This window comes from Sporosarcina sp. AD_1, from assembly GCF_057373025.1.
Genome location: NZ_JBPVIR010000009.1, coordinates 138,009 through 162,142 on the forward strand (window position 1 = coordinate 138,009; position 24,134 = coordinate 162,142).

The 24,134-nt window shown below is 46.1% G+C and carries 25 protein-coding genes and 1 riboswitch; of the genes, 19 read left to right on the top strand and 6 right to left on the bottom strand.

Annotated elements, in window-relative coordinates; genetic code table 11:
• Positions 1–16: 16 nt before the first annotated feature.
• From ACSW3C_RS17025 to ACSW3C_RS17035, 3 genes are all read right to left on the bottom strand, one after another.
• On the bottom strand, positions 17–526 hold the full coding sequence (locus ACSW3C_RS17025; RefSeq protein WP_486563998.1) for a C39 family peptidase: 510 nt from the start codon (positions 524–526) through the stop codon (positions 17–19).
• Positions 527–553: 27 nt separating this feature from the next.
• Positions 554–1,018, bottom strand: a complete 465-nt coding sequence (locus ACSW3C_RS17030; RefSeq protein ID WP_486563999.1) for an STAS domain-containing protein — start codon at positions 1,016–1,018, stop codon at positions 554–556.
• Between the two features lie 106 nt (positions 1,019–1,124).
• Positions 1,125–1,448: a thioredoxin family protein gene (locus ACSW3C_RS17035; RefSeq protein ID WP_486564000.1), complete on the bottom strand. Its 324-nt coding sequence runs from the start codon at positions 1,446–1,448 to the stop codon at positions 1,125–1,127.
• A 223-nt stretch (positions 1,449–1,671) separates the two neighbouring features.
• Here ACSW3C_RS17035 and ACSW3C_RS17040 point away from each other — a divergent pair, with 223 nt between their 5' ends.
• The 17 genes from ACSW3C_RS17040 (at position 1,672) to ACSW3C_RS17120 (ending at position 19,400) form a co-directional block, all read left to right on the top strand.
• Positions 1,672–4,056: a 3-hydroxyacyl-CoA dehydrogenase/enoyl-CoA hydratase family protein gene (locus tag ACSW3C_RS17040; protein ID WP_486564001.1), complete on the top strand. Its 2,385-nt coding sequence runs from the start codon at positions 1,672–1,674 to the stop codon at positions 4,054–4,056.
• A gap of 29 nt (positions 4,057–4,085) precedes the next feature.
• Entirely contained in the window at positions 4,086–5,261 is a 1,176-nt protein-coding gene (locus ACSW3C_RS17045) for an acetyl-CoA C-acetyltransferase (RefSeq protein ID WP_486564002.1), read from the top strand.
• 73 nt (positions 5,262–5,334) lie between these two features.
• Entirely contained in the window at positions 5,335–7,122 is a 1,788-nt protein-coding gene (locus ACSW3C_RS17050; RefSeq protein WP_486564003.1) for an acyl-CoA dehydrogenase family protein, read from the top strand.
• 78 nt (positions 7,123–7,200) lie between these two features.
• A complete protein-coding gene (locus ACSW3C_RS17055; protein WP_486564004.1) occupies positions 7,201–7,563 on the top strand; it encodes an arsenate reductase family protein in 363 nt (120 codons plus the stop codon).
• Between the two features lie 76 nt (positions 7,564–7,639).
• Complete coding sequence (gene gcvH / locus ACSW3C_RS17060; RefSeq protein WP_207962766.1) at positions 7,640–8,023, top strand: glycine cleavage system protein GcvH; 384 nt, start codon at positions 7,640–7,642, stop codon at positions 8,021–8,023.
• 348 nt (positions 8,024–8,371) lie between these two features.
• Positions 8,372–8,713, top strand: coding sequence for a toprim domain-containing protein (locus tag ACSW3C_RS17065; protein WP_486564005.1), 342 nt, complete (start codon positions 8,372–8,374; stop codon positions 8,711–8,713).
• A 41-nt stretch (positions 8,714–8,754) separates the two neighbouring features.
• On the top strand, positions 8,755–9,054 hold the full coding sequence (locus ACSW3C_RS17070; protein ID WP_486564006.1) for a thioredoxin family protein: 300 nt from the start codon (positions 8,755–8,757) through the stop codon (positions 9,052–9,054).
• Between the two features lie 50 nt (positions 9,055–9,104).
• Positions 9,105–9,210, top strand: a riboswitch (SAM riboswitch).
• Between the two features lie 131 nt (positions 9,211–9,341).
• On the top strand, positions 9,342–10,364 hold the full coding sequence (locus ACSW3C_RS17075) for a methionine ABC transporter ATP-binding protein (protein ID WP_486564007.1): 1,023 nt from the start codon (positions 9,342–9,344) through the stop codon (positions 10,362–10,364).
• Positions 10,357–11,025, top strand: a complete 669-nt coding sequence (locus ACSW3C_RS17080) for a methionine ABC transporter permease (protein ID WP_238081001.1) — start codon at positions 10,357–10,359, stop codon at positions 11,023–11,025. The genes ACSW3C_RS17075 and ACSW3C_RS17080 overlap by 8 nt, the downstream gene beginning before the upstream one ends.
• 58 nt (positions 11,026–11,083) lie before the next feature.
• Positions 11,084–11,929, top strand: coding sequence for a MetQ/NlpA family ABC transporter substrate-binding protein (locus tag ACSW3C_RS17085; RefSeq protein ID WP_486564008.1), 846 nt, complete (start codon positions 11,084–11,086; stop codon positions 11,927–11,929).
• Positions 11,930–12,075: 146 nt separating this feature from the next.
• A complete protein-coding gene (locus tag ACSW3C_RS17090; protein ID WP_486564009.1) occupies positions 12,076–13,257 on the top strand; it encodes a dicarboxylate/amino acid:cation symporter in 1,182 nt (393 codons plus the stop codon).
• Between the two features lie 263 nt (positions 13,258–13,520).
• Positions 13,521–14,300, top strand: coding sequence for a Fe-S cluster assembly ATPase SufC (sufC, locus tag ACSW3C_RS17095; protein ID WP_184211526.1), 780 nt, complete (start codon positions 13,521–13,523; stop codon positions 14,298–14,300).
• An 18-nt stretch (positions 14,301–14,318) separates the two neighbouring features.
• Positions 14,319–15,626 carry a Fe-S cluster assembly protein SufD gene (sufD, locus tag ACSW3C_RS17100; RefSeq protein WP_486564010.1) on the top strand — a complete coding sequence of 436 codons (1,308 nt, stop codon included), beginning with the start codon at positions 14,319–14,321 and terminating at the stop codon, positions 15,624–15,626.
• Positions 15,626–16,846: a cysteine desulfurase gene (locus tag ACSW3C_RS17105; RefSeq protein ID WP_486564011.1), complete on the top strand. Its 1,221-nt coding sequence runs from the start codon at positions 15,626–15,628 to the stop codon at positions 16,844–16,846. The genes sufD and ACSW3C_RS17105 overlap by 1 nt, the downstream gene beginning before the upstream one ends.
• Entirely contained in the window at positions 16,846–17,286 is a 441-nt protein-coding gene (gene sufU / locus ACSW3C_RS17110) for a Fe-S cluster assembly sulfur transfer protein SufU (RefSeq protein WP_486564012.1), read from the top strand. The genes ACSW3C_RS17105 and sufU overlap by 1 nt, the downstream gene beginning before the upstream one ends.
• A 57-nt stretch (positions 17,287–17,343) precedes the next feature.
• Positions 17,344–18,741: a Fe-S cluster assembly protein SufB gene (gene sufB / locus ACSW3C_RS17115; RefSeq protein ID WP_486564013.1), complete on the top strand. Its 1,398-nt coding sequence runs from the start codon at positions 17,344–17,346 to the stop codon at positions 18,739–18,741.
• 245 nt (positions 18,742–18,986) lie between these two features.
• Positions 18,987–19,400, top strand: a complete 414-nt coding sequence (locus ACSW3C_RS17120; RefSeq protein WP_486564014.1) for a VOC family protein — start codon at positions 18,987–18,989, stop codon at positions 19,398–19,400.
• Between the two features lie 270 nt (positions 19,401–19,670).
• On the opposite strand, the gene ACSW3C_RS17125 is transcribed toward ACSW3C_RS17120, so the two are convergent.
• From ACSW3C_RS17125 to ACSW3C_RS17135, 3 genes are read right to left on the bottom strand one after another with little or no spacing between them, the layout of a single operon-like run.
• The gene (locus ACSW3C_RS17125; RefSeq protein WP_486564015.1) at positions 19,671–20,495 is read right to left on the bottom strand and encodes a DUF4097 family beta strand repeat-containing protein; all 825 of its coding nucleotides are present in this window, start codon (positions 20,493–20,495) and stop codon (positions 19,671–19,673) included.
• Positions 20,495–21,199, bottom strand: coding sequence for an ABC transporter permease (locus ACSW3C_RS17130; protein WP_486564016.1), 705 nt, complete (start codon positions 21,197–21,199; stop codon positions 20,495–20,497). Before ACSW3C_RS17130 ends, ACSW3C_RS17125 begins: the two co-directional genes overlap by 1 nt.
• A complete protein-coding gene (locus tag ACSW3C_RS17135; protein ID WP_486564017.1) occupies positions 21,183–22,112 on the bottom strand; it encodes an ABC transporter ATP-binding protein in 930 nt (309 codons plus the stop codon). The genes ACSW3C_RS17130 and ACSW3C_RS17135 overlap by 17 nt, the downstream gene beginning before the upstream one ends.
• A 149-nt stretch (positions 22,113–22,261) precedes the next feature.
• Between ACSW3C_RS17135 and ACSW3C_RS17140 the strand changes: the two genes are divergently transcribed.
• Together ACSW3C_RS17140 and ACSW3C_RS17145 are read left to right on the top strand one after the other, a co-directional pair.
• Positions 22,262–22,981, top strand: a complete 720-nt coding sequence (locus ACSW3C_RS17140) for a response regulator transcription factor (RefSeq protein ID WP_486564018.1) — start codon at positions 22,262–22,264, stop codon at positions 22,979–22,981.
• The gene (locus ACSW3C_RS17145) at positions 22,978–24,057 is read left to right on the top strand and encodes a sensor histidine kinase (RefSeq protein WP_486564019.1); all 1,080 of its coding nucleotides are present in this window, start codon (positions 22,978–22,980) and stop codon (positions 24,055–24,057) included. Before ACSW3C_RS17140 ends, ACSW3C_RS17145 begins: the two co-directional genes overlap by 4 nt.
• Positions 24,058–24,134: the final 77 nt, after the last annotated feature.

The following is a 24,134-nucleotide window of genomic DNA, read 5'->3' on the forward strand; positions in this document are numbered from 1 at the left end:
AAAGGACCGCTGCATATCAGGCAGCGGTCTTTCTAATTTTCACGAACGATAGGATGGCTCGGTTCGCTCGATAGGATACCTTGCGAAGGCGGCTTTCCCGGTGGCGTCCTCCGTTGTCATGGATCAGGAGGAGGATGTCATCTTCTGCCTGTTCGTACCCGACGACCGGCACCCAGTGATAATCAAATTCGTATGTACCCAGCCAGTTGAAAGTGAACCATTTATCGAACTTGGCAGCGACAGGCCGGCCATGTTGGAGTTCGGTCTTTAGTTCTTCAATCGTGCAAGATTCCACTTCCCAGGCGTTCCCTAGCAGTTTTCGTAAATTTCGTAGCAGACGCCATTTGAATAAACCGATCCGGGTACTGCCCAGTTTTCGGTACAGTTCATTCACATCGAGTTCGCCATGTTCATCTAAATAGCGAAGGATCGTGTAGGCGGTTACAGGACCGCAGGCGGATGGCCTGTAGTTCGGTTCAATGTCCTCATCATATTGGGATTTTCCGTCAAAAGGGACGTGATGCATCCGAGCGCCTCCTTCTTGCGGCATCGGTCAAATCGTGGACAATGAGCGTCCTTCTTCTTTTAAGAGGACCTTTAATGCCGTTTTGAAGTTGATATACGACTCAAATTCCATTTGAATGCCTGCAGCAACGATTTCCCGGACGATATGCGGATTGAAACCGACTGAAATCGGACGGACCCCCATCAGTTTCAATGTGCTGTTCAGCATGTCCAGTTCCACCGCCAGTATATTCAGCTGATCGTCTTTCGCTTTATTCAAATCTGCGCCTGTGAAATCAAACACCGCACAATTGACCTGACGGTTCTTGTCCAAGTATTCCAGCACGCGTGAACGGATAAGCTCAAACCGTTCAGAACCGGCGTAGCCGACAACCGGCACTAAAATTGTATTTTCTACAATGGATGAAATGATCGGCACGGACGTTTCCCTGATGATCTGTTCACATTCCGCGATTCGTGCCTTTAATCGCTCGATCTCTTTTTCGTTGTCCATGTTCCACCTCATGATTGGTTTTCTTTAGTATAATTGATTTTTTTCAAAACAGATAGAAAAATAGCGGCAGCAAGTTTTGAATAACTGCTACCGCTATGGATGAAGCTTATTGTTCCTTTACGCTCTCCAAGAAATCGACCACTTGATCAGGTGTCTTGGCGCTTGCGCTGTGAAGATGTGCTTTTTTCTCGCCATTTTGGAAGATCAACAAGCTTGGAATCCCCATGACATCATATTTTTCAGCGATTTCAGGAAGAACGTCACGGTCCAGGTCGTACCAAGAGTACATATCGTATTCTTCTACAATCGGATCGATGAACATATCCATACGGGTGCAGTCCGGGCACCAGCCTGCCTGGAATTTAACTAATGCTTTATTATCGCTAGAAATGATTTCGTTAAATTGTTCTACTGTCGTAATTGACTTCATAAATTTATCCCCCTCCAAGTTGCTACCAACTAGTTTACATCCTTTTGCCTGAGGCGTGTACTAAAATGCCCTGAAGGAGGGAAGTGGAAGATTTTTAAAAATTTCCGATTTAAATATTGCGAAAACAACTCTAATGTTCTAAAATGATAGACATAGAGTTCGAGGTATTTTTTTTACTCGCAAAATGAATGAGCATTCATTCAAATAAAGGGAGGCTTCGCACGTGGCTTATCAAATTAAAAAAGCAGCAGTATTAGGTTCAGGCGTCATGGGATCTGGCATTGCAGCCCATCTCGCGAATATCGGCATTCCCGTCTTGTTGCTGGACATCGTCCCGAACAAATTGACGGCGGAAGAGGAAGGGAAGGGACTATCCCTTGATGATCCAAAGGTTCGCAATAAGTTTGTAGCAAGCGCTTTGGAAAAACTCGTGAAACAGAAACCGGCACCGTTAACTTCGAAAAAGAACCTATCTTTAATCCAGGTCGGCAACTTGGATGATGATTTGGAGAAATTAAAGGATGTCGACTGGATCATTGAAGTCGTCGTAGAAAACTTGGAAGTGAAGAAAGGGTTGTACGAGAAGATTGATGCGATCCGCAAGGAAGGAACGATTATCAGTTCCAATACGTCAGGCATCAGCATTGAGGCGATGGCGGAAGGACGATCGGAAGATTTCCGGAAGCATTTCCTTGGCACCCACTTTTTCAATCCACCACGCTACTTGAAACTGCTTGAAATCATTCCGACTGAAGCGACATCAGCCGAAGTTGTGGAATTTATGACGAATTTTGCAGAAGATCGTCTCGGCAAAGGCGTCGTTCTTGCGAAAGATACACCGAATTTCATTGCCAACCGGATTGGTACATACGGTTTGCTGATCACATTGCGTGAAATGGAGAAGCGAGGCTTTTCCATTGGAGAAGTCGACTCCGTCACGGGTACACTGATCGGCCGTCCGAAATCGGCGACGTTCCGTACGCTGGATGTGGTAGGTCTTGACACATTCATGCATGTAGCTAAAAACGTCTATGATCAAACGGAAGGTGAAGAGCAGAAAGTGTTCGAATTGCCGCCTTTCATGAAGAAAATGATCGACAATGGATGGCTTGGCGCAAAATCCAAGCAAGGATTCTATTTGAAGAAAGACAAAGAAATCCTTGAATTGGACCCAGAGACATTTGAATACGGACCGACGAAAAAAATGAAAACGCCTTCAATTGAGATGGCGAAGCAGCAAAAAGGGCTTGCGAACAAAGTGAAAAGCCTGGTTTACGCTAAGGATCGGACGGGAGAGATCCTTTGGCATATCCTTGCGCCAACACTCGTCTACTCTGCTCAATTGCATGGCGAAATCGCTGACGATATTGTTGCAATCGACAATGCGATGAAGTGGGGCTTCGGCTGGCAGCAAGGCCCGTTCGAAATTTGGGATGCGATCGGCGTAGCGAAATCTGTCGAGCGGATGGAAGCAGAAGGGCTGGAGATTCCAGCATTCGTACGTTCTTTATTGGATAAAGGCTATGAAACTTTCTATAAAGAAGAAGACGGGGATCTATTCTATTTTGACGGCGAAACGTATCAGCAAGTCCCGGTCAATGAGAAAGTCATTGATTTAAAACGCTATAAGAAAAAGCACGGTGTCATTAAAAAGAATTCCGGCGCCAGCCTGATTGATCTTGGAGACGGTGTCGCGCTGCTTGAATTCCATTCACAGTCAAACGCCATTGGGCTTGATATTATCCAAATGATCAACTTCGCGATTGACGAAGTGGAAAAGAACTATAAAGGGCTTGTCATCGGCAACCAAGGTAAAAACTTCTGTGTCGGGGCGAATCTTGGCATGATTTTGATGGAAGCGCAGGATGATAATATTTTTGAACTTGATTTCACGATTCGTCAATTCCAGAACGCGATGATGAAAATCAAATACTGTCGCAAGCCTGTCGTGGCGGCTCCATTCCAAATGGCGCTTGGCGGCGGTGCGGAAGTCTGTTTGCCTGCGGCTCATATCCAAGCATCGATGGAGACGTATATCGGTCTTGTGGAAGTCGGCGTCGGGCTTATTCCAGGCGGAGGCGGAAACGTTAACTTGTACTCAAAACATTTGAAAGGCCTGCCGAATGGCGTCCATGTTGATTATCAATATGTGGCGAATAAAGTGTTCGAAACGATCGCGATGGCGAAAGTGTCGACATCTGGGGAAGAAGCGCGGGAGAATAACTTCCTTGATTTTGCGGATGGCATCAGTGTCAATCCGGATCATCTGCTATATGATGCGAAACAAGCGGCACTTGCTCTCTATGAAGGCGGCTATACACCACCTGTCAAAGCACAGATTCCAGTCACGGGAGATTCCGGCTATGCGACGATGCTGCTTGGAGCGGAAGCGATGCATCTTTCCGGCTATATCAGCGACCATGACTTGAAAATCGCGAAGAAATTGGCCTTTGTTCTTTCGGGAGGAAAAGTGCCGTACGGAACACTTGTCGACGAACAATACATGCTCGACCTAGAGCGGGAGGCGTTCCTGAGCCTTGTTGCGGAACCGAAGTCTCAACAGCGGATGCAGCACATGCTTCTGAAAGGGAAGCCGTTACGCAATTAACAGCGCACTTTAGCAAAGGAGGAAGTCGAATGCGGGAAGCAGTACTAGTGGCTGGTGCACGTACACCGGTCGGTAAAGCAGGGAAAGGATCGCTGGCAACGGTCCGCCCGGATGATTTGGCAGCACTGACTGTCAAAGAAACGTTAAAAAGAGCAAATGGATACGATGGACCAATAGATGATTTGATCATGGGGTGTGCGATGCCGGAAGCAGAGCAAGGAATGAACGTGGCGCGCAACATCGGAGCGCTTGCCGGATTGCCTGATACGACGCCGGCAATTACGATTAACCGGTTCTGTTCTTCTGGTCTGCAATCCATCGCATATGCAGCAGAACGGATCATGCTCGGCCATTCACAGGCAATTATCGCTGGCGGAGTGGAATCGATGAGCATGGTGCCGATGATGGGCAACACGATCCGCCCGAATTTCAAACTCGCCGAAACAGCGCCTCAATATTATATGGGAATGGGGCATACGGCAGAGCAAGTAGCGCAGAAATACGGCGTAAGCCGAGAAGACCAAGACGCGTTCGCAGTCCGTTCACACGAAAGGGCAGCCGCTGCAATCGAAGCAGGGAAGTTCGTGGACGAAATCGTGCCGGTCGAAGTGACGAAACGGTATGTCGATGCGTCGGGTAAATACCAAGAGACGACTTTCCAATTTGAAATGGATGAAGGAGTCCGCGTGGGTACGTCAATGGAAGTGCTCGCGAAGCTGCGACCTGCGTTTTCCGTAAAAGGATCTGTCACGGCGGGGAATGCGTCCCAGACGTCAGACGGAGCCGCATCTGTCCTCGTCATGGACCGGGAAATGGCAGAAGCACAAGGTCTCAAACCACTTGCGAAATTCCGTTCCTTCGCGGTAGGCGGCGTTCCGCCTGAAGTGATGGGAATCGGTCCAATCGAAGCGGTGCCGAAAGCATTAAAGCTTGCCGGACTTTCTATCGAAGATATCGATCTGTGGGAACTGAACGAAGCATTCGCATCCCAGTCTCTGCAAGTCATTCGCCATCTCGGCCTGGATATCGATAAAGTGAATGTCAACGGAGGGGCAATCGCACTCGGCCATCCGCTAGGAGCGACAGGATCCGTCTTGACATTGCGCCTGATGAATGAGCTGCGCCGCCAGGGCAAACAGTTCGGAGTCGTCACCATGTGTATCGGCGGCGGCATGGGAGCAGCAGGAGTATTTGAATTACTGTAATGAGGGCAACCAATTGTGTCTGATGAGGCATATAGATAAGTATTTTATTTTGATAACTTAGGGAGGAATACCAATGACTGAAACGAAAACGACAGATCTTATCCGGGGCGGTGCATTCTTAGTCGAAGATATCGAAGCGAATCGTGTCTTCACGCCGGAGGATTTCACTGATGAGCATAAAATGATAGCCAAGACGACAGAAGAATATGTGAAGAACGAAGTGGCGCCAGTTATCGAAAACTTGGAGCACCATGAGTTCGAAAATTCCGTCCGACTTTTGAAGTCAGCAGGAGACCTTGGTCTTCTCGGCGCTGATATTCCGGAAGAATACGATGGCTTGGGCTTGGATAAAATCTCGTCCGCTTTAATTGCCGAAAAGATGTCCGTTGCTGGCGGCTTTTCGATCACTCACGGCGCGCATGTTGGAATCGGTACGCTTCCGATTGTGCTGTTCGGCAATGAAGAGCAAAAGAAGAAATACTTGCCGAGCTCTGCAACGGCTGAGAAAATTTTCGCATATGCATTGACTGAGCCGGGCTCCGGTTCTGATGCACTTGGTGCAAAAACAACGGCGAAATTGAACGAAGCTGGCACTCATTATATTTTGAACGGGGAAAAGCAGTGGATTACAAACGCAGGCTTCGCGGACGTATTTGTTGTCTATGCGAAGGTTGATGGCGATAAGTTCTCCGCATTTATCGTAGAAAGAGAGTTTCCTGGCGTTTCGGTTGGCGCAGAAGAGAAGAAGATGGGAATCAAGTCATCCTCTACCCGTACTCTTATTTTGGAGGATGCGGAAGTGCCGGTCGAGAATTTGCTCGGAGAAATCGGCCGCGGCCATATTATCGCCTTCAATATTTTGAATATCGGGCGCTACAAGCTGGGCGTGGGAACAATTGGCGGATCCAAGCGTGCACTTGAGCTGGCGATCACTTATACGAATCAACGCCAGCAATTCAAGACGCCGATCTCCTCTTTCAATTTGACGAAAGAAAAATTGGCGACAATGGCTTCTAAATTATATGCGACAGAAAGCTTGATCTACCGTACGGTCGGCTATTTCGAGGAGCGCAACAGCCAAATGACGCCGGAGCAGCAGAAGGATGGCAAAGAAGTGGCTGCGTCCGTAGCGGAATATGCGATCGAATGCTCGATAAATAAAGTGGTCGGCTCCGAAGTGCTTGACTATATCGTCGATGAAGCGGTCCAGCTGCATGGCGGCTATGGCTTTATGCAAGAGTATGAAGTAGAGCGCATTTACCGTGACTCCCGTATTAACCGAATTTTTGAAGGAACGAACGAAATCAACCGGATGATCGTGCCGGGCACGTTCTTGAAAAAGGCGATGAAAGGCGAATTGCCATTGCTGGAGAAAGCACAAAGCCTTCAGGAAGAACTGCTCATGATGATGCCGGAAGAAATCGGGGACGAAGCGCTTGCTCAAGAGAAGGTGCTCGTGAAAAATGCGAAGAAGATCGGTCTTCTTGCAGCGGGCATGGCGGCGCAGCGTTTCGGCACGAAACTCGAAACGGAACAAGAAGTGCTCGTGAACATTGCTGATATCGCAAACAATATCTTCGCAATGGAATCGGCTTTGCTCCGTACAGAAAAAGCAGTAGCGAAAAACGGCGAAGAAAAAGAAAAGCAAAAGATCCTTTACACGCAAATCTTCTGCCAAGAAGCATTTGAAGCAATTGAAAAAGACGCGAAAGAAACCTTGCTCGCTTCTGTTGAAGGGGATAACCAACGGATGATGCTTTCTGCATTGCGCAAATTGACACGTTCCAATCCTTATAACATTATCGGGAAAAAACGCGAAGCTTCCGCGAAGTTGATTGAAGCTGAAAAGTATATCGTTTAATAGCAAACCATCTGGGCAACCACTTTTTGTCCGGATGGTTTTTCTGTTATACTGAATGGAAAAAGCGGGGTGCATACGATGGCAATTACAGTTTATGGTTATCCTAAATGCGGTACATGCAAGAAAGCGGAAAAATGGATGGAGTCGAAAGGGCTGCAGGTGGACTATATGAATATCGCAGAACAGCCGCCGACAGAAGATACCCTTCGTACGTTCATAGAACAGTCGGGCTTGGATATCAAGAAGTTCTTTAATGTGAGCGGGTTGAAATATCGGGAATTGCAATTAAAGGACAAGCTGCCTGAGATGTCGGATGATGAGAAGGTGGCGTTGCTTGCATCCGATGGCATGCTCATCAAACGGCCAATTGTGACAGATGGAAAAAGGGTAACGGTCGGCTTTGATGAAAAGCAGTATGAGGACACGTGGGGCAAGGAATAACTTTCTTGTCTTTATGCTAGGAATATGTCAAAATTGAATGGAATGAATATTTGTATACTTAATGGAGGGTTATGGGATGAGCACACCTACAAACTTGCGTTATTCAGAAGAACATGAATGGGTAAAAGATGAAAACGGCAAATACCGCATCGGCATTACGCACTTCGCGCAATCCGAACTTGGCGATATCGTATTCGTCGAACTTCCACAAGTCGGTGACGATGTAACAGCGGACGAGCCTTTTGGTAGCGTTGAGTCTGTTAAGACAGTTTCCGAGCTTTACGCACCAATCAGCGGTAAAGTTGTCGAAGTGAACGAAGAGCTGGAAGACAGCCCAGAACTAGTAAACGAATCACCATATGAAGGCGCTTGGATGATCGTCGTAGAAGCTTCCGACGAATCAGAACTAGACGCACTTATGTCTGCAGAAGACTATGACAAAATGACTGTTGGCGAGTAATTAAGGGTACGCTGAACGTAACGAGCGCAACAGGCTGAGGTAATTCAAACCTCAGCCTAGTTGAAAACTCTTGTCATAGAAGAAGGCAGTCTAAGACCGCGACGTCCTGTCGCAACGACTGCAGACCTGCATCCATGCAGACCCGCGAAGATGAGCGAAGACTCGAATAGAACTATAGTTCATGAGAGGACGAGCGTAGGAAAGGCAACCTAAGATCGCCGCGTCCTGCGGCAACGGTTGCATGACCCGCTTCCTGCGGGACTCAACAACGTATGAAAGCGTTTGACAACAGGCTGAGGCGCCGGAGAAATCCGGCGCCTTTCATGTTCCGGATAGGGGTGCAAGATGATGAATGAAGACAAAGTGATCTTTGTGGAAGGCCATTCAGATAAAAAGCGTCTGCTCGCTGTATTGGCGGAGCCCGTCGAAATCGTATGCACGAACGGAACAGTCAGTCCGTACAAATTGGAAGAGCTCCTCGCTCCCCATGAGCACCAGGATATCTATGTATTCGTTGATGCGGATGCGTCCGGAGATGCGATACGCGCACTTTTTAAACGAGAATATCCTGAAGCCATTCATCTGTATACAGAACGGGTGTATCGGCAAGTCGAGACAACCCCCTACCGGGCGCTTGCCCTTATTCTTCTGGCAGCGAATTTCAAGGTGCATCCCGACTTATTGTTCTGAATAAGGCCCGTCACAACACTTGAATCACAAGGAGGACATCTATGGATAACTGGACACGTGAGCAATGGGAGGAAAAACGGAGCCAATTTCCAGATGCCGCATTTTATTTATATACACCGCTATGCGGAACATGCGCGGTCGCTTCCAAAATGATGGAAGTCATTGCGGAGCTGAAACCTGATTTGCCTCTCGGCAAGGCGGATTTGAATTACGTCGAATCCATTGCGGTTGATTACGAGATCGAAAGCGTACCTTGCCTGCTCATTCAAAAGGATGGAGAGCTGGCGCATAAGATTTATGCGTTTCAATCCGTGCCGTATTTGCTTGAAAAATTAAGTTGACAGTAAAAACACCGCATGGTATAACTGTTAACAATCAATTGAATATGTCGCTCTTATAAAGAGAGGTGGAGGGAAGTGCCCTATGAAGCCCGGCAACCGTCACATTTGTGAAATGGTGCCAAGTCACGCAAAGCAAATTGCTTTGAGAGATGAGAGATCGGACGAACGTTTATTACATAATACGTGATGCCTTTCTGCTTGTCTGCAGGAAGGCTTTTATTTTTGGCCTGACAAGCGGATACTAAACGGCAGCGACATGGTCAGCGAGAATAGCAGAGGTGAACAAAATGATTGAATTAAAAGATGTCAATAAGCGATATGGCCAAAAAGACGGTTTACTGGCCGTCGATGGTGTCACGCTTTCTATAGGGGACGGCGCTATATTTGGCATCATTGGATATAGTGGAGCCGGCAAGAGTACGCTCATCCGTTTATTGAATGGCTTGGAAAAGCCGACGTCCGGAACAATTACCATTGCAGGACGTGAGATCTCCTCGGTTTCTGCAAAGGAACTGCGGAAAGTCCGCCAGAAAGTAAGCATGATCTTCCAGCACTTCAACTTACTCTGGTCCCGGACAGTGAAAGGGAATATCGCATTCCCATTGGAAATTGCCGGTGTGCCAAAAGCGGAACGGGATCGCAAGGTGGAGGAACTCATCGACCTTGTTGGACTTCGCGGCAGGGAAAATGCCTACCCATCGGAGCTTTCCGGCGGACAGAAGCAGCGTGTCGGCATTGCACGGGCGCTTGCGAATGATCCAGAAGTACTTCTCTGTGATGAAGCGACATCCGCACTGGATCCGGAAACGACTGATCAGATTTTGGATTTATTGACCGATATCAACCAGCGTCTTGGATTGACGATCGTCATGATCACGCATGAAATGCATGTCATCCGGAAAATTTGCCATCAGGTGGCCGTTATGGAAGCCGGCCGTGTTGTCGAAATCGGCAATGTGCTGGATGTGTTCCAACAACCGAAAGCTGCGATCACCAAGCGGTTTGTTTCCCAAGTAACCGAGCCGGCTGGTACGGAGCAAGCTCTGGCTCATGTTCGCCAGGAAGTGCCGGACGGAACACTTGTCAAGCTGGTGTTCATCGGTGAGAGGACAGAACAGCCGGTTCTTTCCAGTCTGATTCGTTCCTTCCAAGTGGATGTGAACATCGTGCAAGGGAATATTACCCATACGCAAGGCGGGGCATACGGAACATTGATTCTGCAAATTCTTGGCAATGAAGCGACCGTCCAAGAGGCGATTCAATACTTGCACAACGAAGGTGTTCAGGCGGAGGTGATCGTCCATGATTGAAAAATTCTTTCCGAATGTTGATTGGGAACTAATGTGGGAAGCGACGAAAGAGACGATCTATATGACGGCCGCTTCGACTTTCTATACTTTCATCTTTGGTCTGATCCTTGGGATTGTATTGTTTTTGACGAGTCCCGGACAGCTATGGGCAAATCGCACCTTGAACTTTATCACGGGTACATTCGTCAATGTGTTCCGGTCCATACCGTTCTTGATTTTGATCATTTTATTGATTCCGTTCACGAAGTTGATTATGGAATCCATGCGAGGACCGCAGGCAGCATTGCCGGCGCTCGTTATTGGTTCCGCTCCGTTTTACGCGCGGATGGTTCTGATTGGCCTGCAGGAAATCAATAAAGGTGTCATTGAAGCAGCCCGCTCGATGGGAGCCAAAACGAGCACGATCATCTTTAAAGTACTCATCCCAGAATCATTGCCGGCACTTATTTCAGGGATTACTGTAACAGCCATCGCTTTGGTCGGCTACACAGCAATGGCTGGCGTTATCGGAGCTGGCGGTCTAGGGAATCTGGCGTATCTCGATGGTTTCCAGCGAAACCGGGGAGATGTGACGCTGGCAGCGACGATTCTCATCTTGATCATCGTCTTTATCATCCAATTTATCGGTGATCTGGCTGTGAAAAAAATCGACAAGCGCTAAGTAAGGAACTGCAAGCTTCGGCTTGTTGACATAAAGCAACCAAAAGGAGAGAGAATACATGAAAAAGATTATTTCGGCATTATTGCTCGCAACGCTTGTTTTGGCATTAGCGGCTTGCGGCACAAAAGATAAAGACAGCAATAACGCGTCTTCTGGAGAAGGGTCACAAGAAAAAACGAAAATTGTAGTCGGAGCTTCGAATACGCCACATGCGGTTATCTTGAAAAAAGCAAAGCCATTGCTTGAAGAAAAAGGGTATGAGTTAGAGATCGAAACGTACCAAGATTATGTCCTTCCGAATAAAGATTTGGATGCAGGGGACTTGGATGCGAACTACTTCCAGCACATTCCGTACATGGAAGGGCAAATCGCTGACTTCGGTTATGATTTTGTCAATGCAGGATCTATTCACATTGAACCAATAGGCGTTTATTCAAAGAAATATAAGTCACTGGATGAGCTTCCGGACGGTGCGACAATCTTGATCAGCAACTCGGTTGCAGACCATGGCCGTGTACTTGCGATGTTAGAAGAAAAAGGACTTATTACACTCGCTAAAGGCGTAGATAAAGTAAAAGCAGAATTGAGCGACATCGTCGACAATCCGAAAAACCTGAAGTTTGATCCAAACTATGAGCCGGCTCTTATGCCACAGCTTTATAATAACGACGAAGGCGATGCGTTATTGATCAATTCTAACTATGCGATTGATGCAGGTTTGAATCCGCTTGAGGATGCGATTGCTCTGGAGAGCCAAGACTCCCCATATGTGAACATCATTACTGTCAATAAAGGCGATGAGAATAACGAAGCAATTAAAGCGCTAGTCGAAGTGTTGAAATCAAAAGAAATCCAAGACTTCATTCTTGAAGAGTGGAAAGGCGCTGTAGTGCCTGTTAAGTAATCAAATGAAACTGACCTCTTTCCGTCATGGAAAGGGGTCTTTTTGATAAATAATTATGAAAACTCCCTGTGCTGTTCCACTGCTTCCAATAGTATGGTAGAGTTAAATGGTTGGAAATACAGTTGTACATCTAGGGAGGACATGGGATGAGAATTAAACTAGGACTTATTTGGCGCATCATTATCGCCATCGGACTCGCTATCTTATTAGGATGGTCACTGCCTTTGCTTCATGAAGGGTTTGCAAAAGGCTTCGGCAGGACGTTTGCCACGTTCAATATGATTTTCGGCGGCTTCTTGAACTTCGTTGTGCCTTTAATCATTGTCGCTTTCATTGCACCGGGAATTGCAAAGCTCGGAAAGGGTTCCGGAAAATTGCTTGGATTGGCCACGGCCTTTGCCTATATTTCGACGATAGTCGCTGGCGTGCTCGCGTTCTTTGCCGCAACTACGATTTTGCCAAACTTTATTAAGACAGGTCAAAAGGATATCGAAGGAACGCATCATGTGCTGGAGCCGTTTTTTGAATTGGAATTGACTCCGCTGATGGGCGTCATGACTGCTTTATTGCTTGCTTTCATTCTCGGTATCGGAATGGCATCTATCAACAGCAAGTCGATGCTCGCATTCTTTGATGAATTCAATTTGTTAATCGAGAAAGTCATCTCGTATATCATCATTCCGTTGCTCCCGATCCATATCTTTGGGATATTCCTTAATATGACATACACAGGCGAGGTAGCGAAAGTTCTCTCCGTCTTTGCAATGGTTTTTGTCATGATCATCGCACTTCACTTGATCATGCTAACTCTGCAGTACACAGTGGCGGGAACTCTGAATGGAAAAAATCCATTCATGCTTATGAAAACGATGGCACCAGCTTATATGACGGCAATCGGTACACAGTCTTCAGCGGCTACAATACCTGTTACATTGCGCCAGGCGAAAAAGACGGGTGCTTCGGATAAGGTGACTGATTTCACCATCCCGCTTTTTGCGACAATTCACCTGTCAGGAAGTACAATCACACTCGTGTCATGTTCTATTGGTGTTCTTCTAATGAACGGTATGCCAATCGAGTTCGGCAGCTACTTACCTTTCATTCTCATGCTTGGTGTTACAATGATTGCGGCACCGGGTGTGCCTGGAGGAGCAGTCATGGCTGCTGTCGGTTTACTTGGAACAATGCTTCATTTTGACGAGTCGATGATTGCGCTTATGATCGCTTTATATATGGCGCAAGACAGCTTTGGAACAGCTACGAACGTCACAGGAGACGGAGCGCTCGCGATGATTGTCGACCGCTTCACTCCGAAGGAAAAAGCGTAAACAACTGAAATTCACAATTAATCATCCCGGTTTTGTCTTCCGGGATGATTTTTTTCGTCGTGTATTCTCAATCAATAGTGGATAATTGAAAATATCATTTTAGTGGAAAGTCAATAATTTTCTGCGGAGAAAGAGGGCAAACGGCAATTACTTTATAATGATTCTCAATGATTTGCAACGTAGCTGGGAATGCGATAAGATTAGAATGATACTAAAATGAGAATGGATAAACCGTTCATCTTGATCATACTGGAGGTAGTGGAATGGCAACTTTGGAAATTAAGGACCTTCATGTCGAAATTGAAGGCAAGGAAATATTGAAAGGTGTCAATTTGACAATTAATACAGGCGAGATCCATGCGATTATGGGTCCGAATGGTACAGGTAAATCAACGCTGTCATCAGCGATTATGGGCCACCCTAAATATGAAGTAACATCCGGAACAGTTACACTGGACGGAGAAGATGTCCTTGAAATGGAAGTGGATGAGCGGGCCAAAGCAGGTCTTTTCCTGGCTATGCAATATCCAAGTGAAATTTCCGGCGTAACAAATGCTGACTTCTTGCGCTCTGCAGTGAATGCGCGCCGTGAAGAAGGCGATGAGATTTCATTGATGAAATTCATCCGTGAACTAGACAGCAAGATGGATCTCCTTGAAATGGATCAAGATATGGCAACGCGTTATTTGAACGAAGGATTCTCCGGTGGAGAAAAGAAGCGTAACGAAATCCTTCAATTAATGATGCTTCAGCCGAAATTTGCAATCCTTGACGAAATCGACTCCGGTCTTGATATCGATGCTTTGAAGATCGTGTCGAAAGGTATCAACGAAATGCGCGGAGAAGGATTTGGCTGCATGATCATCACGCACTACCAACGCCTTCTTAACTACATCACTCCAGACTTCGTCCATGTCATGATGCAAGGGAAAGTCGTTAAATCAGGTGGAGCAGAGCTTGCGAAGAAGCTTGAAGAAAACGGCTACGACTGGATTAAAGAAGAACTTGGAATTGAAGACGAGACTGTTGGACAAGAAGCTTAAGAAAGGGGACGATTCAAAATGACGGTTGAAACAACAATGGCATTGACCGAACAGGACGTCCGCTCTTTTTCCGCAAAAATGAATGAAGCCGACTGGATGGCTGAATTCCGTGCACATGCACTGGCGAAAGTGGAACAGCTTCCGATGCCAACACCAGATAAAACAAAAATTGATAAATGGAATTTCACAAGTTTTCCGGTCCACGCGGTGGAATCCGGCACGTATGCATCTTTAGACGAACTGCCTGAAGAAGTAAAAGGGCTCGTGAACGTCGAAGAACAGAAAAATATCTATGTGCAGCGCAACAACACGCCTGCATATCTATCTCTTTCTGAAGACTTGAAAGCACAAGGCGTTATCTTGACGGACATTTTCACTGCCAGCCTTGAGCATTCTGAACTTATTCAAAAATACTTAATGACGGACGGCGTAAAAGTGGACGAACATCGCTTGACTGCGCTTCATGCAGCTTTGCTGAATGGCGGCGTGTTTGTCTACGTTCCAAAGAACGTGGTCGTCGAAGAACCGATCCAAGTTGTTTATTTACATGACGATGCGAAAGCATCCCTGTTTAACCATACATTGATCGTCGCAGATGCGAACAGCTCCGTCACATATGTTGAGAACTACCAATCCACAGTTGCGGAAGCGCAAGGTTTAGCGAACATCGTTGCAGAAGTATTCACTGGCGACAATGCGAAAGTGGAATACGGTGCAGTGGATGTATTGGCAAAAGGTTTCACAACCTATGTCAACCGACGCGGCGTCGCTGGCCCAGGAAGCCGCATCGAATGGGCGCTTGGTCTTATGAACGACAGCGACACTGTTTCGGAAAACATTACACACCTTGTAGGAAACGGCTCTTCCAGCGACCTGAAAACAGTGGTCGTTGGCCGTGGCAATCAAAAGCAGAACTTTACTTCCGAAATCGTGCATTGGGGAATGGATACTCAAGGTTTCATCCTTAAGCATGGTGTCATGAAAGAAGAAGCTTCTTCCATCTTTAATGGAATTGGCCGCATCGCGAAGGGCGCGACGAGATCGGATGCTGTTCAGGAGTCCCGTGTCTTGATGCTGAGCGAGAAGGCTCGCGGTGATGCGAACCCGATCCTTTTGATTGACGAAGATGATGTAACAGCAGGACACGCCGCTTCTGTCGGCCGTGTTGATCCGCTTCAGCTATTCTATTTGATGAGCCGTGGAATTTCGAAACAAGAAGCAGAACGCCTCGTCATCCATGGTTTCCTTGCACCTGTTGTAAACAGCTTGCCAATCGAAGGTGTCAAGAAGCAATTGACGGAGGTCATTGAAAGGAAAGTGCGCTAATGCTCAGTAAAGAGATCCGCAACCATTTCCCGATACTTGACCAGGAAATCAACGGGCATCCGCTCGTTTACTTAGATAGTGCTGCGACTTCCCAAAAGCCGCAGCAAGTCATTGATGCATTGACGAAGTATTATGCCGAGGACAACTCAAACGTCCACCGAGGTGTCCATTCCTTAGGGAACCGGGCAACCGAAGGCTATGAGAATGCCCGCGAAAAAGTACGGGAGTTCATCAATGCGAAATCGACCCAGGAAATCATTTTCATGCGTGGAGCGACAACTGCTTTAAACACTGTCGCCCAAAGCTATGGACGCGCCAATGTCGGTGAAGGCGATGAGATCGTAATTACGTACATGGAACACCATTCAAACATCATTCCATGGCAGCAGCTTGCGAAAGAAAAAGGTGCAGTGCTGAAGTATATCGATCTCGAGGAAGACGGTACGCTATCTCTTGATAAAGTGCGTGAGACCGTGACGGACCGGACGAAAATCGTCTCCGTCATGTATGTGTCGAATGTTCTTGGAACGATGAATCCAATTAAGGAAATCGCTGAAATTGCACATGCTAATGGGGCTGTCATGGTAGTGGACGGTGCACAAGCCGCTCCTCACCTGAAGCTCGATGTGCAGAAGCTCGATTGCGATTTCTTGGCTTTCTCCGGCCATAAAATGTGCGGCCCGACTGGAATCGGCGTCCTTTACGGCAAAAAGGAATTGCTGAACCAAATGGAGCCAATCGAATTTGGCGGCGAAATGATCGACTTTGTCGGTTTGTATGATTCCACATGGAAAGAGCTTCCGTGGAAATTCGAAGGCGGCACGCCGATTATTGCTGGTGCGATCGGTTTAGGCGTTGCGATCGATTTCCTCAGGGAAGTTGGATTGGATAAGATTGAACGCCATGAACATGAGCTGGCCGGTCTTGCGATGGAAAAGATGTCTGAAATCGAGGGCCTGCAAATTTATGGTCCAGTCGATCCGAAAAAACGGGCCGGCATCGTGACATTCAATCTCGAAGGCGTCCATCCGCATGACTTGGCGACTGTGCTTGACATGAACGGCATTGCAGTTCGTGCCGGCCATCATTGTGCCCAGCCGCTCATGAAATGGCTTGATGTTTCTGCCACGGCTCGCGCCAGCTTTTACTTATACAACACCGAAGACGATGTGGATCGGCTTGTAGAAGGGCTCCGCATGGCAAAGGAGTATTTCCAATAATGTCAATTAACAAATTAGACCAATTGTATCGGTCCGTCATTATGGACCATTACAAAAACCCAAGAAACAAAGGCGTATTATCCGACAACAATGTAACGATCGATATGAATAACCCGACTTGCGGCGACGTCATCCATTTAACACTTCAAGTGGAGGATGGGGTCGTGCAAGACGCGAAATTCGAAGGGGAAGGATGTTCCATTTCCATGGCATCCGCATCGATGATGACCCAATTGGTCAAAGGCAAAAAGACGGAAGACGCCGTGAAATATGCCCATCTATTCTCGGAGATGATGCTTGGCAAGGATGTAGATGATTCCGTCGATTTAGGAGACATTGAAGCCTTATCGGGTGTCGCGAAATTTCCAGCCCGCATCAAATGTGCGACATTGGCGTGGAAGGCGCTGGAAAAAGGAGTCGGGAACGAATCCGAGGATTAATCATTCTGCCTCGGATGAAGGAACCTGGCTATCCACAAATAAGAACGGAGGATTCAAATGGCGAAAAAAATGCCTGAAATCGGCGATTATAAATATGGTTTCCATGACAAAGACGTATCTGTTTTCCGTTCGGAGCGTGGATTGACGAAAGAGATCGTTGAAGAAATTTCTCGAATGAAAGAAGAGCCCCAATGGATGCTCGACTATCGGTTGAAATCCCTTGAAATCTTCTACAGCAAGCCAATGCCACAATGGGGCGGCGACTTGAATTCATTGAACTTCGATGAAATCACATATTACGTCAAACCATCCGAAGCGACAGAACGCTCATGGGATGAAGTACCGGAAGAAATCAAACGGACATTTGACAAACTCGGTATTCCGGAAGCAGAACAAAAATACTTGGCAGGCGTATCCGCACAGTATGAATCCGAAGTGGTTTACCACAACATGAAAGAAGATCTCGAGGAAATGGGGATCGTCTTCAAAGATACGGATTCTGCCCTTCGCGAAAACGAAGAGCTATTTAAAAAATACTGGGGCACTGTCATTCCGAACACGGATAACAAATTTGCAGCTTTGAACTCTGCGGTCTGGTCCGGTGGTTCTTTCATTTACGTACCGCCTGGCATTAAGGTGGAAACACCATTGCAAGCCTACTTCCGTATTAACTCGGAAAACATGGGTCAATTTGAGCGGACGTTGATCGTTGTTGATGAAGGCGCAAGCGTGCATTATGTCGAAGGATGTACAGCACCTGTTTATACAACGAACTCGCTGCACAGTGCAGTCGTTGAAATCATTATCAAGAAAGACGCGTACTGCCGTTATACAACGATTCAAAACTGGGCGAACAACGTCTACAACCTCGTTACAAAGCGTGCTGTTTGTGAAGCGAATGCAACGATGGAATGGATCGATGGCAACATCGGTTCCAAATTAACGATGAAATACCCGGCTTGTATCCTAAAAGGCGAAGGCGCGCGCGGAATGACACTTTCCATCGCACTTGCCGGTAAAGGCCAACACCAAGATGCTGGAGCTAAAATGATGCACTTGGCGCCGAATACATCATCTACAATCGTATCCAAATCGATTTCCCAACACGGTGGTAAAGTAACATACCGCGGTGTCGTGCACTTCGGCCGTCGTGCAGAAGGCGCTCGCGCGAACATCGAATGTGATACGTTGATCATGGATAAGCTGTCTACATCTGACACAATTCCATACAACGAAATCCTAAACGATAATATTTCACTCGAGCACGAGGCGAAAGTTTCCAAAGTATCCGAAGAGCAGCTCTTCTACTTGATGAGCCGCGGTATTCCGGAACAAGAAGCGACTGAAATGATCGTTATGGGCTTCATCGAGCCATTCACAAAAGAATTGCCGATGGAATACGCAGTTGAAATGAACCGTTTGATCAAGTTCGAAATGGAAGGATCCATCGGTTAAATTAATATTGCCCTTGTCACAATTCGTTTGTGGCAAGGGTGTTTTTTTGTTAAGGTAAAACCCTTAGTGGAAATTGCAAAAATTAATCTGGTGCTGTAAGTAACATAGAGGACCTTAGAACCAGCAGCCTGAAAGTTAATGGGAAGCTCGTTTTTTATCCTCGGAGGGAGCGGAACTTTTCAATAAATGCAAAAGGGTATTCGTATGCAAGTCCAGAATTCTTACTGTATAAGGAGGATGAGAGGATGGATATAGCAAACAGTGCATGGTGGAACGGGAACGTTGTGATTTGGCATTATGTGAAAGACCTGAAGCGGGCAATTGAATGGTACTCTGAGATTCTGGGGATACAGCCTGTGGATCAATTAGATGTAGCTTGTTTTTTTCGAATAAATGAAAACACAAAGCTAGCACTAAGTAATCGTTACAAAGCCAATGAAGATAACGACCTGCCTGTCAGTTCCGTATTAGATCTGCAATGTGATGATATTTTATCGGCACATCGGTTGTTAAAGAGCAAGGGGGTAGATGTGGAGGAACTTACAAATCCGCTGCATACCTATTATGAATTTTATTTCAAAGATTTAGATCAGAATCAAATTAAAGTCCACGGATTTGTACAGAGCAAAGAAGTATCTGAACTTCCATCCATCGAGTGAGTAAAAGTGATACACCCCAGTAGGACGAGTAAAATCTCGCCTGCTGGGGTGTATTATAATTTCTATGGATATTTCTCTGTCAGGAAGATAAAACTCGTTTACCGGTGATTGAACAGTCTCAAGAGGTGATAGAATCCATTTACCCGGTGATGGAACGGTTAAAGGAGGTCGTCTTCTTAATGTTGACGAATATATGAATAGGTACTTTTAATGGTATCTGTTTAACAACCTTCTCCGGTATCCACGATCCCGAGATCCTCATTCGCACGCTTACTTAACTTGAATCATACCGTCTTTCGTCTCGATAGAAAGCATATTGGTCCCTTCACCGATTATACCGGTCTTTTGAATGAAACTAGGCAGTTCTATTTTAACAATTTCACCACGCGTCGAGAGTTTCAGCGAGGACGGGGCTATTTTATAGATAACCTGAATGTCGCCGGTTTTGCTATGTAGTCTGACATCGGATTGCTCTGTCGCTTCCGTCAATTTAATTTGCCCGTCTACAGACTTTGCGACAAGTGTTGCGCCCTTGCTCTCCCGAATGGTTACATTGCCGGAAGTCGTGGCAATGCTGCTATTTTCCATAACGCTGTTGTGAATCGTTACATTTCCATCTGCCGATTGCAAATTAGATATTGAAGCGGTCATTTCCTGGATGGTCACTCTGCCTGTCGTTGATTTCACTTGAACTGTATCTACAGCCAAGCCTTTCAAAAAAGAATCTCCATCCTTATTGGAAACAGTAATTGAACTCTCAAGGGCTTTAGGAATTTGCATCATAATCTTTGGTTGAGAGCCTATCGTGATAAAATCATTCCACTTCTTCTCATTTTTCTCTCTAACTAGTAGTTTGGTCTCGTCATGGTCAATCACGAGTTGCTCCTCCACTCCCTTTTTCCCTTCCAATAGCACATGGATCTTATCGTCAGGGGAACTCGACATTTCAATAGTCATCATTTGCAGATCTGCTTCAATAGTAGGGACAGCATCGTATGTCCCGATAGTAATTGTTTCGGTTGGTTTTTTAAAGAATACAAATATTCCTATACCGGCAGCTGCTAGCAAGACGACTACAATTAATTTCTTCAGCATTACACGACATCCTTTCTGTCAATATTGCGAATGGATAAATATGCGATTCCTGCACCTAACAAAGAAAAGATCAATGGTACTACAATCACATCGCTTAGGCTGAAGGAGGCACCACCATTGGAAACTGTGGAATTGATCAAAAATCCAATAATGACTGCTGATGTGATTGTCGCTGAGGTTGATTTCTTCCGCATGCCAAAATAGAGAGGGATTAATGCAATCGCTCCCATCATGATTGCATTCGTTACTGTTTTCGGGATTGTGGCGAGCATCTCTTGCATTGTAAATGTCCCTTCAAAGAGTCCGAGAGATGGCTGCAGGAAATAGGTGAGCACCTGCATCATCCAAGTGCCTAGGAAAAGTCCAACGGAGGTTACCGTAAAAACAAGCAGCAGCTTGGACAGCATCAATATCTTTCGCCGGATAGGATAAGTAAATAATACATTTATTGTCTTGGTGCGGAACTCAGAAATGATGACACGTGACAGAATGACGCCGCCGAGTATGATAAATGTTATGTTTGTCAGTAGCGTAACTAAGGTCAGAAATTCTTGGTAAGATGGGATCAAACCGTCTATATCGTGTTTTGAACTCAATGCTGCAAAGATGACGAATCCATAGATCCCCGCTACACATAAGAGGAAGCTTAGGAAATAGCGGGCCATCCGGTGTTTTCTCCATTCAAGTTTAACTAATTGCCACATGTTTTTTTCCTCCATTTATCCGATTGACAAAGTACTCTTCCAGCGTTTCATGGAAGGTGACGACTTCTTCTACATCGACACCTTGGAAAATAAGCCGCTTGATCAATACTGCAGTGGTTTCCCTTGTCTTGGTCACATGAACTGTTTTGTCATCAATGATTTTTGCTTGTGTGTAATCAAACCCTTCGAGCAAGCGCTTGGCTTCCTGAACATTGCTGACGACCATTTTAATTGTGGGCTGGTTCCGTTGACGCAAGGAAGACATTGAAATTTCCTCAATTAACTTCCCGTCATCAATGACGCCGATGGTATCCGCAATCGTTTCAATTTCAGAGATGATGTGGCTCGATATAAGTATCGTCATTCCGTATTGGCGCTTCAATAATACGAGAAGTTCTCTCACTTCTTTTATCCCGATTGGGTCCAGTCCGTTGATTGGCTCATCTAAGATCAAGATTTTAGGCTTCGTTACAATGGCTCGTGCAATGGCAAGCCGTTGGCGCATGCCGAGTGAGAATTCCTTCACTTTTTTTCGGTCGATATTACGTAATCCTACTGTATCCAGCACGCTTACAATATGGTTGTCGTCCTGCTGGCCAACATACGTGCAGTGTATTTGCAAATTCTCATATGCCGTTAGATCCTCATAAAAGATAGGATACTCAATGAGGCTGCCAATCTCTTTCAAATAGTGATAGGACGTGAGATTGACGGGATTACCTTGAATGAAAATGTCCCCGGATGACGGTTTGACCAGATTCAATAACATTTTCATAATCGTTGTTTTGCCAGCCCCATTGGGACCGAGGAATCCGTATATTTCTCCTTCTTTAATATTCATCGTAACGTGGTCGATCACAAGATCGGTTGCAAACCGTTTTGTCAGTTGATGTGTTTGAATGATAATAGTCATAGCGAACCTCCTGTCTAGTGCTTACCTTTATCGTACTAGTTGAAAGTAAAAACAAAGTAAACAGGAAGGAAAAAGTACGTAATCTTTTAGATTCATATAGGTGCTTAGAGAAAAACTTGGTAGGATGTAGATAGAAGAGAGGGGATCACATGTCGGACGATGCAAGAATCTTAATAGTGGATGATGAAATCGGGATTATTAAGTTGCTGGAAATCACATTGAGAAAAGAACATTTTTCGCAAATTGTCACCGCCACTTCGAAAGAAGAAGCGCTGCAAGCGTTAAAGGGGAATGACTTTGATGTGATTCTGCTCGACGTCATGCTGCCGGACGGAGATGGGTTCACGCTTTGTTCCGCGATTCGGCAACTGACAACCGTTCCGATTTTATTCATTAGCGCCCGTTCCAGTGATTTTGATAAATTAACCGGCCTTAGTGTAGGTGGAGATGATTATATTACGAAGCCGTTTAACCCGCTTGAAGTGGTGGCAAGAATCCGGGCAATATTACGCCGGCAGAGGGTCTATGAAGCGCCTGCTCCCCCTGTGCCTAAAGTTTACGAGTATGAGGCTTTCCGTTTTTCACCTGATGAAGCCGTACTGACAGTGGGAGGGAAAGCGGTAGACACGACGGCAAAGGAGTTGGAGCTGCTTCATTTCTTTTGCAAACACCCGAATCGCGTATTCACGACGACACAGCTTTACGAGAACGTCTGGGGCGAGGATGTATTCGGGGAAGAGAAGACGGTCACTATTCATATAGCGAAATTGCGCAAAAAGCTTGGCGACGATACAAGGAAGCCGAGAATCCTAGTTAATTTACGAGGAATTGGCTATAAATTTATTCCTCCGAATGGAAAGCCATCATGAAAATACAAAGACGATTTATCATACATTTCCTATTAGGAGTCCTGCTTTGGATTCTGCTGTTGGCCGCAACGCTTCCTGTGACGATGGAGGGAATCCTGCCTCACTACGGTTTAGTGGGAGAAGGCTATGAGTGGGTCGTTCTAGTGGTCGTTGGGATTGTTTCCTTGATTAGCATCGTTTGGTTCGGCTGGTATTTTGGCAGCCCGCTCATCCAGATCATGAGATGGATTAAACAGCTAGCCGAAGGTGATTTGGCTTCGTTCCATGGCTATGAGAAATCATGCAAGAAAAATGGGAAGTTCAAAATGCGATATCAGCTCTATCAGGAAGTCATTGATCAATTAATGGATATGCGTGCACGGCTGGAAAGGGCACGGATCGAACGTGTGGAAGTGGAAGAGGCGAAACGTGACTGGATTGCAGGTATATCGCATGACTTGAAAACGCCGTTGACCTATATAAAAGGATATTCTACTTTATTGCTGAACCCAGATTATAAATGGTCGGAAGAGGAACAACGCAATTTTGTGGATGAAATCGATAAAAAAGGAACGCATATGGAACAGCTCATAGAAGACTTAAATCTCGCGATGCGATTTGATAGTTCTGAGGCAGTCCCGATTCATAAAACGACACAGGATCTCGTCTGCTTTATACGAGAGGTGCTCACAGAGGTTAGCAACGATCTCCGTGCGCAGCTCCATCATTTTGAACTGCTCGCTGAAGGTCCAATCCAGGTTGCTTTTGATCCGAAATTGCTGAAACGGGCATTGCACAATCTATTAATGAATGCTGTCGTTCATAATGATTCGTCCGTGCATATTGTGACAGCCATCGAACAAATTCCGGAACAAGTCGTAATAACAATTCAGGATGACGGCATTGGCATGACGGAGGATACATTGCGCAATGTATTCAACCGTTACTACCGTGGAACGACGACAGAGCAGACATCGGAGGGGACGGGCCTGGGAGTTGCCATCGTGAAAAGCCTGATTGAAGCGCACGGTGGTACGATTGAAGTAAAAAGTGTTTTTCAGGGAGGGACGGCCATCACTCTCATCTTGCCGAATTAGGCGTAAATGGGCAGCAATGTGTAGAAGTCGTTTGTCGCAGGTGTAAAATATAAAAGGAAGAACAGAGTCTTTCGGAC